We start from the raw sequence: 17,286 nt of genomic DNA, 5'->3' as shown, positions 1-17,286 counted from the left end.
CGGGCTACGTACCCGAAACCGCCTCCGGGGTGTCGTCGCTCACCGTCACGGGCGACGGGGCCTCCTCCGCGACGCGGGTCCGGTCGGCCGCATGCCCGAGCACCCGCATCGCCCCGAGCGTGAGCACCGGGATCGCGGTGGCCGCCGCGGCGCCGGTCACGTTCAGCGCCGCGCCGCCCAGCAGCCCGCCCAGGATCGACGCCAGGCCGATGCCGGCCACCGCCGCCCGGATGGGCGGGTAGATGCCGTACAGCCGCTTCAGGCCGCCCCACGGGCGCATCAGCACCACCCACAGGAACACCGCCGACACCAGCGCCAGCACGGTCAGCGGGCTGGTCACCAGGGCGATGCGGTTGGCGTCGAGCAGCCGGTTGAGCGTCGGCCCGGACGTGCCGTCGGACAGCTGGGTGAGGAAACGGCCCAGGCTGCCCTGCTGGTCCACCGGCTGGCGCACGTCGACCAGCGCGAACACCACGGTCGCCGCCACCCCGGCGGCCATCGCCAGGGCCAGCCGCTTGAACGTGAGCCAGCCGCCCGGACACAGCGCCGCGGTCAGGCACACCCCCGCGGTCAGCGCGACCGCGCCGCCCGCGTCCGCGCCCAGCGCCGGAATGCCGACCAGCAGCACTCCTGCCGCGCCGATCGCGCTGACCAGCAGCGGCCGGTTGCGGTGCGGCACGAGCTGGGCGAGGGTGCCCGCGGTGAGCAGCACCCCGGCGAAGAACACGCCCATGCCGACCATGCCGATGCCCGCGTAGCGGGTGCCTTCCAGCACCGAGTAGCCGGCGACGCCGTTGAGCTGCAGCCTGGCCCCGGTGAGCAGGTCGATGCCGACCACGGCGGCGGCGATGGCGGCCACCACCCCGACCGGGCCCAGGGTGCGCTTGCGGTACACCGGCAGCCGGACCGTGACGAAGGTGAGCAGCAGGGTGATACCGGCCGTGACCAGGCCGAAGATCAGCCCGCGGCGGCCGAAGCGCCACCACGGCACCACGCCGGCGATCAGCGCGGCCGGCAGCGCCAACGACGCCCCGGTCAGCAGCACCTCCAGGACGCTCACCAGCCGCTGCGGGGGCGGGGTGGGACCGGTCGGCCCGGCATGGCGGTAACTGCGCCGCAGCAGCGGCACCACGGCCGTGAACAGGCCGATCTGCACCAGCGCCAGCAGCCAGAAGAACCAGGCCGACACGGTACGGGCCGCCGCGGCGCGCCGGTCGGCGTCGGTGCCCGCCGCGGTCGCCTGGTCCAGGTCCGCCGGACGCCCGTCGGCGAGCACCGCCGCGTGTCCGACCATGATCCGCTTGGGGATCTCGCGGCCGAGCAGGTGCAGCGCGGTCGGCGCGAGGTCGACCAGCTGCAGGTAGCCGGCCCGGCCGGTGGTGGCCGAGGTCAGGTAGCCGCCCTCGAAGCCCTTGCCGTCGGCGATCACCGCGTGCAGCCGCGAGCTGGCCTCGGTGTCGGCGACCCCGGCGACCAGCAGCGTGGAGTTCTTCGGCCGCGCCGCCAGCACCTGCCCGAGCAGCTTGTCGGCGGCGGCCGCCTGGCGCAGCCGCTGCGACGGCGTACGCCCGTCGATCGCGCCCAGATCCACGATGCTGAGCAGGCACTCCGTCAGCGCCTTGCGCGCCTTGTCCGTCGCGGGCAGCGTGGGCAGGTACCGGTCGACCCGGCCGAACGAGCGGGCCGCCGCGACCGCCGCCCCCGGGCCGACCGCCGCGGTGCAGCGCACCGACTCGGCCAGCGCCCCCGGCACGGTGCCGTGCTGCAGCTTGCGCTGGTGCTCGACGACGGCCTCCTGATCGGGCAGGTACGCCCCGATCGCGTCCGGCCGCTCGATGGCCACGTCCAGCTTCGGGCACAGCTGCGGGGAGTCCGGCTCGGGCGCGGCGCCGCCCTCGGCGGGTTCCTTGCCGACCCCGGTCCGCTCGGCGTAGTTGCCCGCGCCGAGCGTCAGCCAGCCGTCGGCCGGGCAGGTGGGCGTGTGCGCGGACCGGGTCGACAGCGAGCCGATCGAGCCGCGCTCGGCCAGCTTCCACAGGTTCGGGGTCCGGTCGGCGTCGATGTCGTCCCAGCGCAGCCCGGGCGCGCCGGCGATGAGCACGTAGTCGGCCTCGTCGTCCTCGACCGGCCCGGCGGCCGCCGGGGAGGCCGTCCCGGCGAGGGCGAGACCGAGCAGCGCCAGCAGGGTCAGCAGGAGGGCCGTGGGGAGGGGAGCCGGCCGGCGGAGCATCAGCGCTGCCCCGCGCGGTCGTCGGCGGCCAGTTCCGCGTACACGGCGCGCACGCCGTCGATGCTGGCCTGCTCGTCGGGCCAGGTGGCGGCCTGCGCCAGGCCGCGCTCGCCCAGCCGGGCCCGTGCCTGCTCGTCGCCGAGCAGCTTGCGCACCGCGCTGTCCAGCCCGTCGGGGTCGTTCGGCTCGATCAGGTGCGCGCCGTCGCCGACCAGCTCGGGGATGCCGCCGACCGCCGTGGCGATCAGCGGCAGCCCGCCGCTGAGGGCCTCCTGCGCGAACAGCTGGCGGGCCTCCCAGACGCTGGTGACCACGGCCAGGTCGGCGGCCGCGATCAGGTCGCCGACGTCGGTGCGGTGCCCGAGCAGGGTGACCGGGGACCGCAGCTGCGAGATCTGTGCGGCGAGGTCGAGGTACGACGGCCCTTCGCCCGCGATGAGCACCCGCGGCACCGGGGACATGTCCCGCCAGCGCGCCGCGACGGAGACGAGCATGTCGTACGCCTTCTGCGGGTGCAGCCGGCCCACGGACAGCACCAGCGGCACCCCGTCGGGCAGGCCCAGCCCGGAGCGCACCGCGGCCCGGCTGCGCCGGGTGCGTCGCAGCCGCGGGGCGGCCACCGGGGCCAGCCGCGCGTCCGCCGCGCCGACCGCGTGGGCGCGCGCGACCAGGTCGGTGGAGGCGCCGAGGGTGACCGCGGAGGATCGGGCCACGATCCGCTCCACCAGGGTGTGCACCCGGCCGCGCAGCCCGGCCCGCAGGGGCGCGTTGTGCCAGGTCGTCACCAGCGGGCACGGTGGGCGCGACAGCGCGGCGGCCAGCCCGGCGCGCAGCCCGTGCGCGTGCACCACGGCCGGGCGCGAGGTGGCCAGGAACTGGCGCAGGGTGCGTACCGCCCGCATGTCACTGGGGTGCAGCTCGGCGGGGATCTCGACGGGGTGGAAGCGCGCACCGCGGTCGGTGAAGCGGAAGTGCTGCTCGGTCGCGGCGGGACCGCACACGGTCACCTCGCACCCGGCCCGGCTCAGCCCCTCGGCCAGCGCGGCCACGTGCTGGCCGATCCCGCCCGTGCTGGAGGCGAGCAGCAGCACGACGCTGCCGGTCCATTCCGTCCCCGTGGTCAACGGTCCTCCTGCCCTCGCCCGCCGTGCCCGCCCGGTCACCCGCGTCGGCGGCTCACCCGCTCGAGCAGCGGACGCAGGTCCGGCAGGTCGAGCAGGGCGCACACGATCAGGAAGACTACAAGCGACACGCCACCGGACAGCATGCCCTGTCCGACCAGACCCATGATGCCTGGGGTCCCGGAGACGAGCGCCCGGCCCGCCTCGACGCCCGCGACGGCCCCGGCCAGCCCGGCCGCCGAAGCGGCCAGCGCGGCACGGAACAGGCCGGTCAGGGCGTTACCGCCCACCCGGGCCCGGACCGCCGCCGCCAGCAGCGCCGCCATCACCAGCATGCCGATCGAGTTCGCCGCGCCCAGCGCCGCCGCCCGCTGGGAGTCCGGCAGCAGCCCGGACAGGATCACCGCGGCGGCGAGCGTGACCGCCCAGCCGCCGCTGACCCCGAGCGCGGCGAGCCGGTTCGCGCCCACCGCGTACAGCGTGCGCTGGTGCAGCGCGGCCAGCCCGTAGCCGAGCAGGCCCGGCGCGAACGCGAGCACCGCCGCGGCCAGCGCACTCGCGCCGTCGCCCTCGGTCAGGAACGCCGCCGCCGGGGCGGCCACCGCGGCCAGCCCGGCCGCGCCGAGCCCGCTGAGCAGCAGCACCGCCCGGCTGGTACGGGCCACGGTGAGCCGCAGCGTGTGCTGGTCGGCGGTGGCGAAAGCGGTCGCGATCGCCGGGTACGCGGCCGTCGCGGCAGGCACCGCGAGCACCGCCCACGGCAGCAGGTACAGCGTCATCGCGAAGTTGTAAAGCGTGTTGGCCGACGCCCCATCACCGACGGGGTGGACGCGCCCGGCCAGGATGATCGCGACCAGCAGCGCCACCTGCTGCGCCACGACTGTGGCCGCGCCCGCCAGCGCCAGCGAACTCATCCGCCGCCGCTGTGCGGCCTCGACGCGGAACACCGGCCGCAGCCGCAGGTTCAGCCTGCTGACCGGGATGATCAGGCACAGGGTCAGCACGACCACGCCCACGGTGGTGCCGACCGACAGGATCGCCAGCTCCGGACCGCTGACCGTGCCCGGCGCCGGATCGGCCCCGGCCTCGGCGGCGAACCACAGGTAAGCGCCGATCACGGTGAGGCTCGACAGCAGCGGCGCGAGCACCGGCCAGGCGAACCGGCGGTGCGCGTGCAGCACGCCGGTCAGCACGATGCCGATGCCGTAGAGCGGAACCTGCGGTGCGAACACCCGCAGCATCGCCACGCCGTCCTCATGCAGCTCCGGTGGCGCGGTCGCCTGCAGCAGGGTGACCAGGGGGTCCGCCGCCAGCCACAGCACCGCCGCCAGCGGGATCAGGGCAGCCAGCGCCCAGGTGAGCAGCGCGGACACGGTGCGGCGCACCTGCTCGCGGTCGCCTGCCGCCAGCGGCCCGGCCAGCAGCGGCACCACCAGCCCGGCCAGCGCGCCACCGGCCACGATCTCGAAGACGATGTTCGGGATGGTGTTGACGGCCAGGTACATGCCGCTGAGCCCGCCGTCGCCGACGGTCTGCGAGAACACCAGGGTGCGCGCGAAGCCCGCCAGGCGGGCCAGCACGGTCAGGCCCGCGATCAGCGTCGCGGCGCCGGCGATGCGGGCCGCTGCCGGGCCGGCGGCCGAGGGGGCCGCGGCCTTGTCGTCAGCGGTCACGGTCATGAAGCGGTACGGCGCGGCGCCCGTGCTCGTGGCCTCGGCTTGTCGGCGACCGGCGCGGCAGGGGCGGCGTCCGCGGCGTGGTCGGCCTCGTCCGATCCCTGCGCGGCAGGGGCCGCGTCCGCCGGGGCAGGCTGCCGGGCGGCGGCCTTCACCGACTTCTTCGCGATCTTCGGCTTGACCGCAGCCTCGTCCGCAGGGGCCACCGGTGTGACCACCGCGCCCGTCGTGACGGGCGGCAACGGCTCGGCGGGCAGCTCGGCGGCCGATCGCGGGGCGGTCTGCGACGCGGTGGTGCCCGGCTTGGCTGCCGGGATGCGGCCCCAGGCGTCGATCTCGCGGAGCACCGGGGTGCGTTCGATGACCTTGGTGAAGCTGACCTTCTCGCTGGCGGCGGTCAACGCGGCGATCCCGGCGAGCATGGCCGCGCGGCCGAACAGGCCGGTGCGGGCGGTCGCGCTGACGCCGAGCAGCGCACCCAGCGCGTTCGCGCCGGAGTCGCCGAGCATGATCTCCTCGCCGAGGTCGGCGGGCAGCAGGCTCGCGCTCGCGCCGACCGGACCGGCGACCAGGCCGCCCGCCCTGGTGGCGGTCAGCGGCGCACCGACCAGCAGACCGGCCTTGAGCGCCCGCCCGGGACGCAGGTCGAGCAGGTTCATCAGGTTCGCGCTGCCGGCGATCACGCCCGCGCCCAGCGCCACCTCGGCCGCCCGGCCCAACCTGCCCCGGCCGCGGCGATCGGGCAGCAGCGCCGCGGCGACCAGCGCGCCCGCGCCCACCCCGGCGATCTTCACCAGCCCGCTGGTGACCCGGCCCTCGCGCAGCGCCCGCAGGTGGCCCCGGAAGCCCTTGTCGGCCTTCTGGTCGGGGCGCGCGCCCACGACGTCGTCGTACAGGCCGACCGCGCCGCCGGACAGGCCCGCGGCCAGCGCGGCGGCCGCGGTGCGCGGGTCGCCCGCGCCCAGGGCGCTGGTGACGCTCGCCGAGACCGCCAGCGCGGGGCCGCCGGCCAGGGTGAGGGTGCGGCCGCGGAAGTTCGTGCGCTCCAGCTCCCGGGCCCGGGGCTGGTCGCGCACCACACGCAGTGCGGCCCGGGCGCCGTAAGCGCCCAGGCCGATCAGTGCCGCTCTGGCGAGTAAACCCACGTCAGCTCACTTCTGCTGCTGCGGCAGCAGGGCGCTGGCGTTGGGGCCGACGCCGTAGTGGCCGGCCTTGCTGTCGGCGAACTGCTCGTACAGCGCCAGCGCCGCGGCGACCTGGCCCTGCACCGTCTCCGCGTTGTCGACGGTCGAGATGGTCTTGGCGAGCGTGGCGTCGTCACGTACCTCGAGCATGAGGTTGCCCTCGCCGCCGAGCACGCCGCCGACCACCGCGACACCCGCGTGGTCGAACTGCACCGCGGTGGTGACCACGGACGCGTTCTTGCCGCCCGCCTGGCTGTCCGTGTACGGCGAACCGCTGACCAGCACGACCGCCTCGGCGGGGCCGGTCACGGCGCCGCTGGTGGTCAGGTAGCCGAGCTTGCTGTACGCGGCGAGCACCGCGGCGCGGTCCGGGGCGGGCACGGCCGGGGTGCGGTCCAGCAGCACCGCCGCCAGCAGCGCGCTGGACGACTCGACACCGTCGCTGTTGGCCGGGATCGCCGTGGTGGGCACGCTGGCCGGCTCGGCCTTGTTCTCCAGGTCGAGCAGCTCGACGCTGTTGTCCGGGTTGAAGAACTTGTCGGTCAGCTCGACCGTTCCGGCGATCTTGGCACCGGCCGTCTTGAGGATGCTCTCGACACCCTCGACCTGGTCGCGGCCCGAGGGCAGCACCAGCAGCAGGATGCGACGGTTGGTGAGCTTGCCGTTCAGCATGATCGGCGCGGCCTCGGTGACGAACTGCTCCTCGCGGTTGGCCTGGTCGCGCAGGCCGGTCACCTGGTCGCGCAGCTGCGAGTTGGTCGCGCGCAGCGCGTTGACGTTCTTCTCGAGGGCGTCGGCCGCCGGGCCGTTGAGCGCGGCGGTCCCCACGACCAGCCCGATCGCCAGCGCGAGGAACACGGCGGTCATGGACACCACGTGGTACCTGAAGTTGATCACGTCAGAGCCTCTTGATCGTCCGGGTTCCTAGAACAGCCGCTGCAGGTGGAACATCACGTCGTCCCACCACTCCGCGGCCAGCGACAGGTAGGCCTTGCCGACCGTGGACACGGCGACGGCCGCGGCCATAGCGGCAATGGCGGACAATACCAGCAAAAGCAATGAGGAACCTGAAATGCTCTGCCGGTAGAGCCGGCTCACACCCTTCGCGTCGACCAGCTTGCCGCCCACCCGCAGGCGGGTGAGGAACGTCGAAGCCATACCCCCGCGGCCCTTGTCCAGAAACTCGACCAGCGTCGCGTGGGTGCCGACCGCCACGATCAGGGTCGCGCCCTTCTCGTCGGCCAGCAGCATCGCGATGTCCTCACTGGTCGCCGCCGCCGGGAAGGTGATCCCGGACACACCGAGCTGGTGCACCCGGTCCAGGCCCGGGGCCCGGCCGTCGGGATAGGCATGCACGACCACCTCGGCGCCGCAGCGCAGCACGTCGTCGGTGACCGAGTCCATGTCACCGATGATCATGTCGGGGGTGTAGCCCGCCTCGACCAGCGCGTCCGCGCCGCCGTCCACACCGATCAGGACCGGCTTGAACTCGCGGATGTACGGCCGCAGCACGTCCAGATCGGCCTTGTAGTCGTAGCCGCGCACCACGATCAGGCAGTGCCGGCCGGAGATCTGGGTCTTGATGTCGGGCACGCCGACACCGTCGAGCAGCAGCTCCCGCTCCTGCTTGAGGTACTCCATGGTGTTCGCGGCGAACGCCTCCAGCTGCACCGACAGGCCCTCGCGGGCGTCGAGCATGGCCTTGGCGATGGTGTCGCCGTCCTGGCGCACCCCGTGCGCCACCGGCTCACCGCGCACGAAGACGGTGTTGCCCTCGACCCGGACCGAGTCACCCTCGCGGATCTGCTGGAACACCCCTTCGCCGAGATCGTCGAGCAGGGTGATGCCGGCCTCGACCAGCACCTGGGGACCAAGGTTGGGGTAGCGGCCCGAGATGGAGGGCTTGGCGTTGAGCACCGCCGCCACCCCCACGGCCACCAGGGAGTCGGCGGCGACCCGGTCGATGTCGACGTGATCGATCACGGCGATCTCGCCAGGGCGCAGTCGACCGACCAGACGTTTGGTCCGGCGGTCGAGCCGTGCGGTGCCGGTGAGGATCCCCGGTTCGGCGGGCCGGGTCCGGCGCAAGGTGGGAAGACGCATCGCAGCCATCCTGGCATGTCAGTCCGGTATTGGCGCGTACGACACCCCTTGATCGGCCCATACGGGCTGAATTGTGATGTCTGAAACCTCGCGCGACATCAACGGTAACCGCAACGGCACATCAGCGCCGACCCCCATGATCGACGCCTACAGTGAGCCGCGTGATCTACGTCATGCTCGCCGGAGCCATCCTCGCCGAAGTCGTCGCCACGGTCTGCCTGCGCGCCTCCGCGGGCTTCACCAAGCCGATCCCGTCCGCGGTGGTGGTCGTGGGTTACGTCACCGCCTTCGTGCTGCTGAGCCAGGTGCTCAAACGCGGCATGGCGCTCGGGCTGGCGTACGGCATCTGGGCGGGCATCGGCGTGGCCCTGGTCGCCCTGGCCGGGGTGGTCTTCTTCCAGGACCGGTTCAGCTGGCTCCAGGTCGCCGGCCTGGCCCTGGTCGCCGCCGGCGTCGTCGCCCTGGAACTGGGCCGGCAGCACTGACCCGCCCCGCAACGCGCCGAGGGCGGTGCGCGCCACCCGGGGGTGGGGCGCACCGCCCTCGGCGGTGGTACGGGGTCAGGCGGCGCGTTCGCGGGCCGCCACGGCCAGCAGTTCCTCCGCGTGCGCGATGCCCAGGTCCGAGTCCGGCAGGCCGGCCAGCATGCGGGCCAGCTCACGGGCCCGCTCGGTCTCCTCGACGACGCGCACGCCGCTCGTGGTGATCGCGCCGCCGGTGTCCTTGGCCACCACCAGGTGGCGGTCGGCGAACGCGGCGACCTGCGGCAGGTGCGTGACGACCAGCACCTGGTGGTTGCGGGCCAGCCGGGCCAGCCGCCGTCCGATCTCCACCGCGGCGCGGCCGCCGACACCCGAGTCGACCTCATCGAAGACCAGCGTCGGCGGGCCGCCGACCCCGGCGAACACGACCTCGATCGCCAGCATCACCCGGGACAGCTCACCACCGGACGCGCCCTTCTGCAGCGGCAGCGCGGGCGCACCCGGGTGCGCCAGCAGGCGCAGCTCGATGTCGTCGGCGCCGTCGGGGGTCACCCCGGACTCGACCCCGTCGACCACCAGGCTGATGTCACCGGCCGGGCGCGGCACGACCAGCACCGAGATGCGGGCGTGCGGCATGGCCAGCCCGGCCAGCTCCACGGTCACCTTGTCGGCGAAGCGCCCGGCGGCCTCCAGCCGCGCCGCGCGCAGCTTCGCGGCCAGCTCGGCGACCTCGCCGGCGAGCCGGTTCATCTCCCGCTCCAGCTCGTCGAGCAGCTCGTCGGAAGTGTCCAGCGCGGCCAGCCGGGACCGGGCGTTGTCTGCCCAGGCGATGACGCCGTCGACGTCGTCGGCGTACTTGCGGGTCAGCGAGCGCAGCGCGGCGCGCCGCTCGTAGATCTGCTGCAGCCGCGCCGGGTCGGCGTCCAGGCTCGCCAGGTACGTCGACAGCTCCACCGAGACGTCGCCGAGCAGCGACGCGGCCTCCTCCAGGCGGGCGGCGTACTCCCCCAGCTTCGCGTCCACGGTGGACTGCGACTCCAGGGTGCGCCGGGCCGTGCCGACCAGGCTGGTCGCGTCCTCGCTGTCGGTCTCGCCGCCGCCCGCGATCGCCTGGTGCGCGATGTGCGCGGCGGTGCGCAGGCCCTCGGCGTGCTCCAGGCGCTGGGCCTCGGCCCGCAGCTCCTCGTCCTCACCGGCCTGCGGGTCCACCCGCGTGATCTCGTCGAGGCCCAGCCGCAGCAGGTCGGCCTCCTGCGCCCGGGTGCGCATGTTGGCGCGCCGGTCGGCCAGGTCGTCGGCCACGCCACGCCACCGGCCGAACAGCTCCTTGAACTCCACCAGCAGCTTCTCGTGCTCCGGACCGGCGAAGCGGTCCAGCGCGCCCCGCTGCTCCGACGGGCGCAGCAGGCGCAGTTGGTCGGACTGGCCGTGCACCGCCACGACCTGCTCACCGACGTCGCTGAGCAGCGACACCGGCACGGTGCGCCCGCCCACGTGGGCCTTGGACCGGCCCTCGACGGTGACGGTGCGGCTCATCAGCAGCGTGCCGTCGTCGTCGCCCTCGGCTCCGGCCTCGGCCACTCGGGCGGCCACGGCACTGGCCGCGTTGCCCGCCAGCCGCAGTCGGCCTTCGACGGTGGCGCGGCCCGGCTCGGCCCGCACCCGGCCGGCGTCGGCACGCCCGCCGAACAGCAGCCCCAGCCCGGTGACGACCATGGTCTTGCCGGCACCGGTCTCACCGGTGATGACATTCATGCCACGGGTCAGCGGGAGGGTGGTGTCCTCGATCACGCCGAGACCGGTGATACGCAACTCTTCCAGCACAGCAGATGACAGTAGCCCGCCCCTCCGACAGTGTCACGCCGGGCCGCCGGGGCACCTGCCGATATGGGAATGTTCCGCACCATCAAGGACCCGGTCGCGGCGCGGCTCGCCGCCCGTCGGGGTCCTCCGTCAGTGGCCGGTCGCGTGCCGCTGCCCGTGTGCCCGCCAGCCCTCCACCGGCAGCCCGAACTTGGCCACCAGCCGGTCGGTGAACGGCCGCGGCCGCAGCCGCGCCACCCGCACCGGCAGCGCCCCGCGCCGCACCGTGACCTGCGCGCCCGGCGCGAGACTGAACACCCGGCGGCCGTCACAGCTCATCAGCGCGTGCTCGGTGTACGGGTCGATGGTGAGCTGGATCGTCGAGTCCGGCGCGGTCACCAGCGGGCGGCTGAACAACGCGTGCGCGCTGATCGGCACCAGCAGCAGCGCCTCCACCCGCGGCCACACCACGGGCCCGCCGGCCGAGAACGCGTACGCCGTAGAACCCGTCGGCGTGGCGCACACCACACCGTCGCAGCCGTAGCGCGACAGCGGGCGACCGTCCACATCGACCAGCAGTTCGAGCATGCGCTCGCGGCTGCCCTTCTCGACGCTGACCTCGTTGAGCGCCCACGACTCGGCGATGACCTCACCGGCCAGCTCGGCGGTCACGTCGAGGGTCAGCCGCTCCTCGACGCTGTACTCCCGCGCGACCACGTCGCGCACCGCCGTGTCCAGGTCCGCGATCTCGGCCTCGGCCAGGAAGCCGACCTTGCCCAGGTTGATGCCCAGCAGCGGGACGCCCTCCGGGCGGGCCAGCTCCGCCGCGCGCAGCAGCGTGCCGTCACCGCCCAGCGCGAACACGATCTCCGCGCCCTGGGCCGCGCACGCGCCCGACATGGGCGTCACCCCGGACAGGTCCAGGTCCTCGGCCTCCTCGGCCACCACCCGCACGCTGAACCCCGCCGCGATCAGGTCCCGCGCCACGGTGCGGGCGTGATCGGTGGAGTCCTTCCGGCCGGTATGGGTGACCAGCAGCGCCACGCGCTCCGTCATTCAGTCCTCCGCGTCGGGTGCGTTCGGCACCCCAGCCTCCACCACGGCGCGGATGTCGTCCACCGCGGGGGCGGGTGCGTCGCGCCGGAACCACACGAAGAACTCCACGTTGCCCGACGGACCGGGCAGCGGGCTCGCCGTCACCCCGGCCACGCCCAGCCCGAGCGTGCCCGCGGCCGCCGCGACGTCCAGCACCGCCTCGGCCCGCAGCGCCGGATCGCGCACCACACCGCCCGTGCCGACCCGCTCCTTGCCGACCTCGAACTGCGGCTTGACCATCAGCACCAGGTCGCCCTCGGTGCACGCGGCCAGCGCCGGCAGCACCAGCCGCAGCGAGATGAACGACAGGTCCGCCACGGTCAGCTCGACCACACCGCCGATCACCTCGGGCGTCAGCGTGCGCACGTTGGTGCGCTCGTGCACCTTCACCCGCTCGTCGGTACGCAGCGACCAGGCGAGCTGGCCGTAGCCCACGTCCACGGCGACGACCTCGGCCGCGCCGCTGCGCAGCAGCACGTCGGTGAACCCGCCGGTCGAGGCGCCCGCATCCAGGCAGCGGCGGCCCGCGACGGTCAGGCCGTGCGGCGTGAACGCGGCCAGCGCCCCGGCCAGCTTGTGCCCGCCCCGGGACACGTAGTCGTCGCCGGTGGACTCGCCGACCACGCGTACCGCGTCGGCCGGGTCGACCATGGCCGCGGCCTTGTGCGCCACGGAGCCCTTGACCTCGACCCGGCCCGCGGCGATCAGTTCACCGGCGTGGTCGCGGGACCGGGCCAGCCCGCGGCGGACCAGCTCCGCGTCCAGGCGGGTACGTCGTGCCATGTGCGTCAGGCCTCGATCGCGGTCAGGACTTCCCGCAACGTCTTGTGCGCGGCCTCGTACGCCGCCAGCTGCTCGGCCAGCGGCAGATCGGCGGTGTTCGCCACGGCCCGGACCGCCGCGTCCACCGCGTGGTGGCCGGTCGGGCCGGGCATGAGCGTCGCCGGTGTCGGCATCGGACGCGGCGCCGGGACCCCCGACGGCGAGAACGACAGCGGCAGCTGCGGTGAGGTCACGCGGTGGCCGCCTTACCGGCGGGGGCCTTCTTGGCCGCGGACTTCTTGGCCGGAGCCTTCTTCGCGGCCACCGGCACGTCGGGGGCGGAGCTGAACGCGACCGGGGCCACCGGCTCGGGGCTGCCGGACGTCGCCTTGGCGACGGCGTCGATCGCGGTGGCGGCGTCCACCCCGGCGGGAGCCTTCGCGGCCTTCTTCGCCACGGCCTTCGCCGGCTTGCGGGCCGCCGCGGCGCCCTTGATCGGGGCCTCCTGGGCGGGTTCCACCTTCGCTGCGGGCGCCTTCTTCGCGGGCGCGGCCTTCACCAGGGGCGTGGCCTTGTGGACCCGCTTGGCGACCGCCGCCGGGGTCGTGACCGGCTCCGCCGGCTTGGCCGCCTCCGCCGCCTTCGCCGGGGCGGTGGCCTGCGCCGGAGCGATCGCCTTCTTGGCGACGGCCTTCTTGGCCACCGGCGCGGCGGCGACCACCGGGCTCGCGGCGGCGGAGGACCCGTTGGTCGTGGACGCGGGCCGGTCGGCCTTCGCCTCGCGCAGCTGGCCCTCGAGGTCCTCGATCCGGGCGGTCAGCGTGGCGACCTCCTCGGCGGTGGCCAGGCCGACCCGGCCGAGCGCACGGTCCAGCTCCAGCCGCACGATGCGGGTGATCGCCTCACGGTTCTGCAAGCCGGTGGTGACCAGCTCCTCGGCCATCGTCTGCAGCTGCGACGCGGTCGCGCCGCTCTTGCCGAGCAGCTCCTTGGCCGCCTTCTTGACGGTCTTCTCCGCCTTCTTCTTCGACGCCTCGGTCAGCCCGAAGGCCAGCTCCAGGTACGCCTTGACCACGTCCTGCACGGGTTCGCCCGACTTGCTCGCCACAGCGGTCACCACCTCTCCTGCCGACTGATGCCCGGTTCGGGACGCCGTAAGCGTCCCGTACCGTTCCGCGGACCAACGCTACAGTGCCGGAACCGCAGGCGCAGTGAACAGGCCCCCCAGATCGGCTGCCACGTAGGTCGGGCGCAGCTGTCCACTCGCCGCGGCCGCCTCCACGGCGGTCGAGACTCCGGTCAGCACCAGCAGGCTGTCCATGCCCGCCCGGTGCGCACCGGCGATGTCGGTGTCCAGCCGGTCGCCGACCACCAACACCCGCCGGGCCGACGCCTGCGCCGCCGCGGTCGCGAACAGGCCCGGCTCGGGCTTGCCCACCACCACGTCGGGCTCCCGCTCCAGCGCGTGCACCAGCAGCGCGACCAGGGAACCGTTGCCCGGCAACGGCCCGCGCAGCGTCGGCAGGGTCCGGTCGGTGTTCGTCGCCATCCACCAGGCCCCCGCCCGGATCGCGACACACGCCTCCGCCAGCTGCTTCCAGCCGAGGTCGGGCCCGAACCCCTGGACGACCGCGCGCGGGTTGTCGTCGGCGCTGTCGACGGGCCGCAGCCCGACGTCGGTCACCTCACCGCGCAGCGCGGGCGCGCCCAGCACCAGCACCGGCGCACCCGGCTCCAGCCGCTGCGCCAGCAGCGCCGCGGCCGCACCGGCCGAGGTCAGCACCTCCTGCGGCTGGGCGGCGATGCCCATGCCCCGCAGCAGCGCCGCGACCTCGGCCGCACGCCGCGACGCGTTGTTGGTCGCGAAGCGCACGGCCATGCCCTGATCCCTGAGGCGCGCCAACGCATCGACCGCCCCGGGAATGGGGCGGTCGATGAGGTACAGCACGCCGTCGAGATCGAATATGACCAGGTCATAGTTCTCGACGAGCGATGTCACTTGTCTGTTTCCGCCTTCGTCGCGGGGGTGTCGACAGTAGCGGCCGTGGGCTTCTCGTCGAAGTCCTCGAGGTCGTCGTCGTCCTCGTCTTCGGCGCCGCCGTCGCGGTCCTCGTCGTCATCGTCTTCGTCGTCATCGTCTTCGTCGTCGAGGTCGTCCTCGTCGAGGTCTTCGTCGTCCTCGTCCTCGAGGTCTTCGTCATCCTCGTCGTCGTAGTCCTCGCCGTCGAGGTCGTCCTCGTCCGCGTCCTCGGCCTCGGCCTCGGCCTCGGCCTTGGTGGCACGGTCGGCGGGCTCGTCGTCCACCTCGGGCTCGTCCTCGATCTCGACGCCGTCCATCTCGAGCAGCCGCTCAGCCGCGTCGGTCACCGCGTCGGTGTCGGCGGCGGCCGCCTTGGCGAACCACTCCCGAGCCTCCTCGGCACGCCCCGACGCCAGCAGCGCGTCGGCGTACGCGTACCGCAGCCGCGGCGACCAGTCCTCGTTAGACTCCACGGTCAGCTCGCGCACCTGCAGCATCGCCGCAGCCGCCTCGTGCTGGCCCATGTCGCCCCGGGCGCCGGCCGCCACGATCAGCAGCTCCAGCGCCTCACCCTGGCTGAGCTTGTCGCGCTCGACACCGCGGAACAGGTCGATCGCCTTCTCCGGCCGGCCCAGCGCCCGCTCGCAGTCGGCCAGCACGGCCAGGTGCGTCTGCCGCCCCGTCATCCGGTGGTACGTACGGATCTCCGCGATCGCGCTCGCCCAGTCACCCGTCTGGTACGCGGCCAGGCCGACGGCCTCACGGACCACCGCGATGCGCGACGCCAGCCGACGGGCGGCCAGCGCGTGCTCCAGCGCCTGCTCCGGGTCGTCGTCGATCAGCTGACCGGTCGCGACGAGGTGCCGCGCGACCGTGTCCGCCACCGGCTTGGCCAGCGAGAGCAGCTCGGCACGCACCTCGCTGTCGAGGTCCGCCGCCGTGATGTCGTCGGGCAGCGCGGGACCGGGACGGCCCGTACCCTCGAACTCGCGGGCCTCCGTGCCCTCGGCGGACCGCTCGCCCTCACGGCGCTCGGCGGGGCCGCTGCCACTGCGGAAGCCGCCCTCGCGACGGTCGCCGGACGGACGGTCGCCACCACGGAACCCGCCCTCACGACGGTCACCGCGGTCGTCACCCCGGAACCCGCCCTCACGACGGTCGCCGCCACCGAAACGCTCGCGGTCACCGCCACTGCGGAACCCGCCCTCGCGGCTGCCGGAACGGTCGCCGTAGCCGGGACGGTCGCCGCGGTTGAACCCGCCACGGTCGCCACCGGGACGGTCACCGCCGCCGAAGCGGTCGCGATCGCCGCCGCTGCGGAAGCCACCCTCACGACGGTCGCCACCGGTGCGGTCGCCGTAGCCGGGACGGTCGCCGCCACGAGAGAACCCGCCGCGGTCACCACCCGAACGGAAGCCACCCTCGCGGGTGCCACCCGTACGGTCGCCGTAGCTCGGACGGTCACCGCCGCTGCGGAAGCCCTCACGGCGGTCGCCACCGGTCCGGTCACGGTCGCCACCACGGAACCCGCCCTCACGGCTGCCGCCGGTACGGTCACGGTCGCCGAAGCCACCGCTGCGGTAACCGCCACGGTCCTCGGACGGGCGGCGGAAGCCACCCTCACGACGGTCCCCACCGGGACGGTCACCACGGAAGCCGCCCTCACGACGGTCACCACCGCCGGAACGCTCGCGGTCGCCGCCGCTGCGGAAACCACCCTCACGGCTGCCGCCCGTGCGGTCGCCGTAGCTCGGACGGTCGCCGCCACTGCGGAAACCACCCTCACGGCTGCCGCCGGTACGGTCGCCGTAGCTCGGACGGTCGCCACCGCTGCGGAAGCCGCCCTCACGACGGTCACCACCGCTGCGGAAGCCGCCCTCACGACGGTCACCACCGCTACGGAAGCCGCCGCGGTCGCCACCCCGATCGTCGCCGCCCCGGAAACCGCCCTCGCGACGGTCACCGCCGCCGAAACGCTCGCGGTCGCCGCCACTGCGGAAGCCGCCCTCACGACGGTCGCCGCCGGGGCGGTCGCCACCGCGGTCGCCGCCACTGCGGAAGCCACCCTCGCGGCTGCCGCCCGTGCGGTCGCCGTAGCTCGGACGGTCACCGCCACTGCGGAAACCACCCTCACGGCTGCCACCGGTGCGGTTCTGGTCACCACCACGGAACCCGCCCTCACGGCTGCCGGAACGGTCGCCGTAACTCGGACGGTCGCCACCGCGGGAGAACCCACCGCGGTCGCCGCCACTGCGGAAGCCACCCTCACGGCTGCCGGAACGATCGCCGTAGCTCGGACGGTCGCCACCGCTACGGAAACCACCCTCACGGCTGCCACCGGTGCGGTCCCGGTCACCACCACGGAACCCGCCCCGGTCACCACCGGTACGGTCACCTGAGCTGCGGAAGCCGCCCTCACGACGGTCGCCGCCGGCGCGGAAACCGCCGCGGTCGTCACCGTCACGCCGGGGCGCGCCGCGCTCACCGGTGCCACGCGGCTTGTCGTAGCCGCCGTCGAAACCACGGGCACGGTCGCCGTCGCGTCGGAAACCTTCGCGCTTGCCGTGAGAACGGTCGTACCCGCCCCTCTCGGAGCGAGGCCCACCGCCTCCGCGGCCGGCCTGGCCGGACGAGTCCTGTCCGGGCTTGTCGTTGGAACTCGAGTTCACGGGTACATCCTTCCTGATGCCGCCGTGAATCGGCGGCACAACGCATACGAGGGCCTACCCCTGGCGGGGAGGCCCTCGTATGGAACGTTTGTCCGGCGGTGTCCTACTCTCCCACAACGTCCCCGTTGCAGTACCATCGGC

At 74.2% G+C, this 17,286-nt stretch carries 13 protein-coding genes and 2 pseudogenes; 2 read left to right on the top strand and 13 right to left on the bottom strand.

Going from position 1 to position 17,286, the window contains the following annotated elements; all coding sequences use genetic code 11:
- Positions 1–4: 4 nt before the first annotated feature.
- From ACFQO7_RS33020 to steA, 6 genes and pseudogenes are all read right to left on the bottom strand, one after another.
- Positions 5–2,230 (bottom strand): hypothetical protein, encoded by a 2,226-nt coding sequence (locus ACFQO7_RS33020; protein ID WP_376810067.1) that lies wholly within the window; start codon positions 2,228–2,230, stop codon positions 5–7.
- On the bottom strand, positions 2,230–3,354 hold the full coding sequence (locus ACFQO7_RS33015) for a glycosyltransferase family 4 protein (protein ID WP_376810066.1): 1,125 nt from the start codon (positions 3,352–3,354) through the stop codon (positions 2,230–2,232). Before ACFQO7_RS33015 ends, ACFQO7_RS33020 begins: the two co-directional genes overlap by 1 nt.
- Before the next feature lie 35 nt (positions 3,355–3,389).
- A complete protein-coding gene (locus ACFQO7_RS33010; protein ID WP_376810065.1) occupies positions 3,390–5,030 on the bottom strand; it encodes a lipid II flippase MurJ in 1,641 nt (546 codons plus the stop codon).
- A gap of 314 nt (positions 5,031–5,344) precedes the next feature.
- Positions 5,345–6,172, bottom strand: a pseudogene (locus ACFQO7_RS33005) (hypothetical protein); the annotation flags it as partial.
- A 6-nt stretch (positions 6,173–6,178) separates the two neighbouring features.
- Positions 6,179–7,108 carry a copper transporter gene (locus ACFQO7_RS33000; protein ID WP_376810064.1) on the bottom strand — a complete coding sequence of 310 codons (930 nt, stop codon included), beginning with the start codon at positions 7,106–7,108 and terminating at the stop codon, positions 6,179–6,181.
- A 27-nt stretch (positions 7,109–7,135) separates the two neighbouring features.
- Positions 7,136–8,314 carry a putative cytokinetic ring protein SteA gene (steA, locus tag ACFQO7_RS32995; protein WP_376810063.1) on the bottom strand — a complete coding sequence of 393 codons (1,179 nt, stop codon included), beginning with the start codon at positions 8,312–8,314 and terminating at the stop codon, positions 7,136–7,138.
- 161 nt (positions 8,315–8,475) lie between these two features.
- Between steA and ACFQO7_RS32990 the strand changes: the two genes are divergently transcribed.
- Positions 8,476–8,799, top strand: coding sequence for a DMT family transporter (locus ACFQO7_RS32990; RefSeq protein ID WP_376810062.1), 324 nt, complete (start codon positions 8,476–8,478; stop codon positions 8,797–8,799).
- 75 nt (positions 8,800–8,874) lie between these two features.
- Here ACFQO7_RS32990 and recN read toward each other — a convergent pair whose 3' ends face one another.
- The 7 genes and pseudogenes from recN to ACFQO7_RS32955 form a co-directional block, all read right to left on the bottom strand.
- Entirely contained in the window at positions 8,875–10,620 is a 1,746-nt protein-coding gene (gene recN, locus ACFQO7_RS32985) for a DNA repair protein RecN (RefSeq protein WP_376810061.1), read from the bottom strand.
- 129 nt (positions 10,621–10,749) lie between these two features.
- Positions 10,750–11,655: an NAD kinase gene (locus ACFQO7_RS32980; RefSeq protein ID WP_376810060.1), complete on the bottom strand. Its 906-nt coding sequence runs from the start codon at positions 11,653–11,655 to the stop codon at positions 10,750–10,752.
- Positions 11,656–12,477: a TlyA family RNA methyltransferase gene (locus ACFQO7_RS32975; protein WP_376810059.1), complete on the bottom strand. Its 822-nt coding sequence runs from the start codon at positions 12,475–12,477 to the stop codon at positions 11,656–11,658.
- Positions 12,478–12,482: 5 nt separating this feature from the next.
- A complete protein-coding gene (locus tag ACFQO7_RS32970; RefSeq protein ID WP_376810058.1) occupies positions 12,483–12,710 on the bottom strand; it encodes a hypothetical protein in 228 nt (75 codons plus the stop codon).
- Positions 12,707–13,573, bottom strand: a complete 867-nt coding sequence (locus ACFQO7_RS32965; RefSeq protein WP_376810057.1) for a phasin family protein — start codon at positions 13,571–13,573, stop codon at positions 12,707–12,709. The genes ACFQO7_RS32970 and ACFQO7_RS32965 overlap by 4 nt, the downstream gene beginning before the upstream one ends.
- Before the next feature lie 81 nt (positions 13,574–13,654).
- Positions 13,655–14,455: pseudogene (locus ACFQO7_RS32960) on the bottom strand (HAD-IIA family hydrolase); the annotation flags it as partial.
- Positions 14,452–15,393 (bottom strand): Replicase polyprotein 1ab, encoded by a 942-nt coding sequence (locus ACFQO7_RS32955; RefSeq protein ID WP_376810056.1) that lies wholly within the window; start codon positions 15,391–15,393, stop codon positions 14,452–14,454. The pseudogene ACFQO7_RS32960 and the gene ACFQO7_RS32955, both read right to left, overlap by 4 nt.
- Between ACFQO7_RS32955 and ACFQO7_RS32950 the strand changes: the two genes are divergently transcribed.
- On the top strand, positions 15,337–16,875 hold the full coding sequence (locus tag ACFQO7_RS32950) for a hypothetical protein (protein ID WP_376810055.1): 1,539 nt from the start codon (positions 15,337–15,339) through the stop codon (positions 16,873–16,875). The genes ACFQO7_RS32955 and ACFQO7_RS32950 overlap by 57 nt on opposite strands.
- Positions 16,876–17,286: the final 411 nt, after the last annotated feature.

Source organism: Catellatospora aurea (assembly GCF_042663325.1).
Taxonomy (GTDB): Bacteria; Actinomycetota; Actinomycetes; order Mycobacteriales; family Micromonosporaceae; genus Catellatospora; species Catellatospora aurea.
Note: the sequence above shows the minus strand (reverse complement) of the source record. Positions and strands in the feature narration are given on the sequence as shown.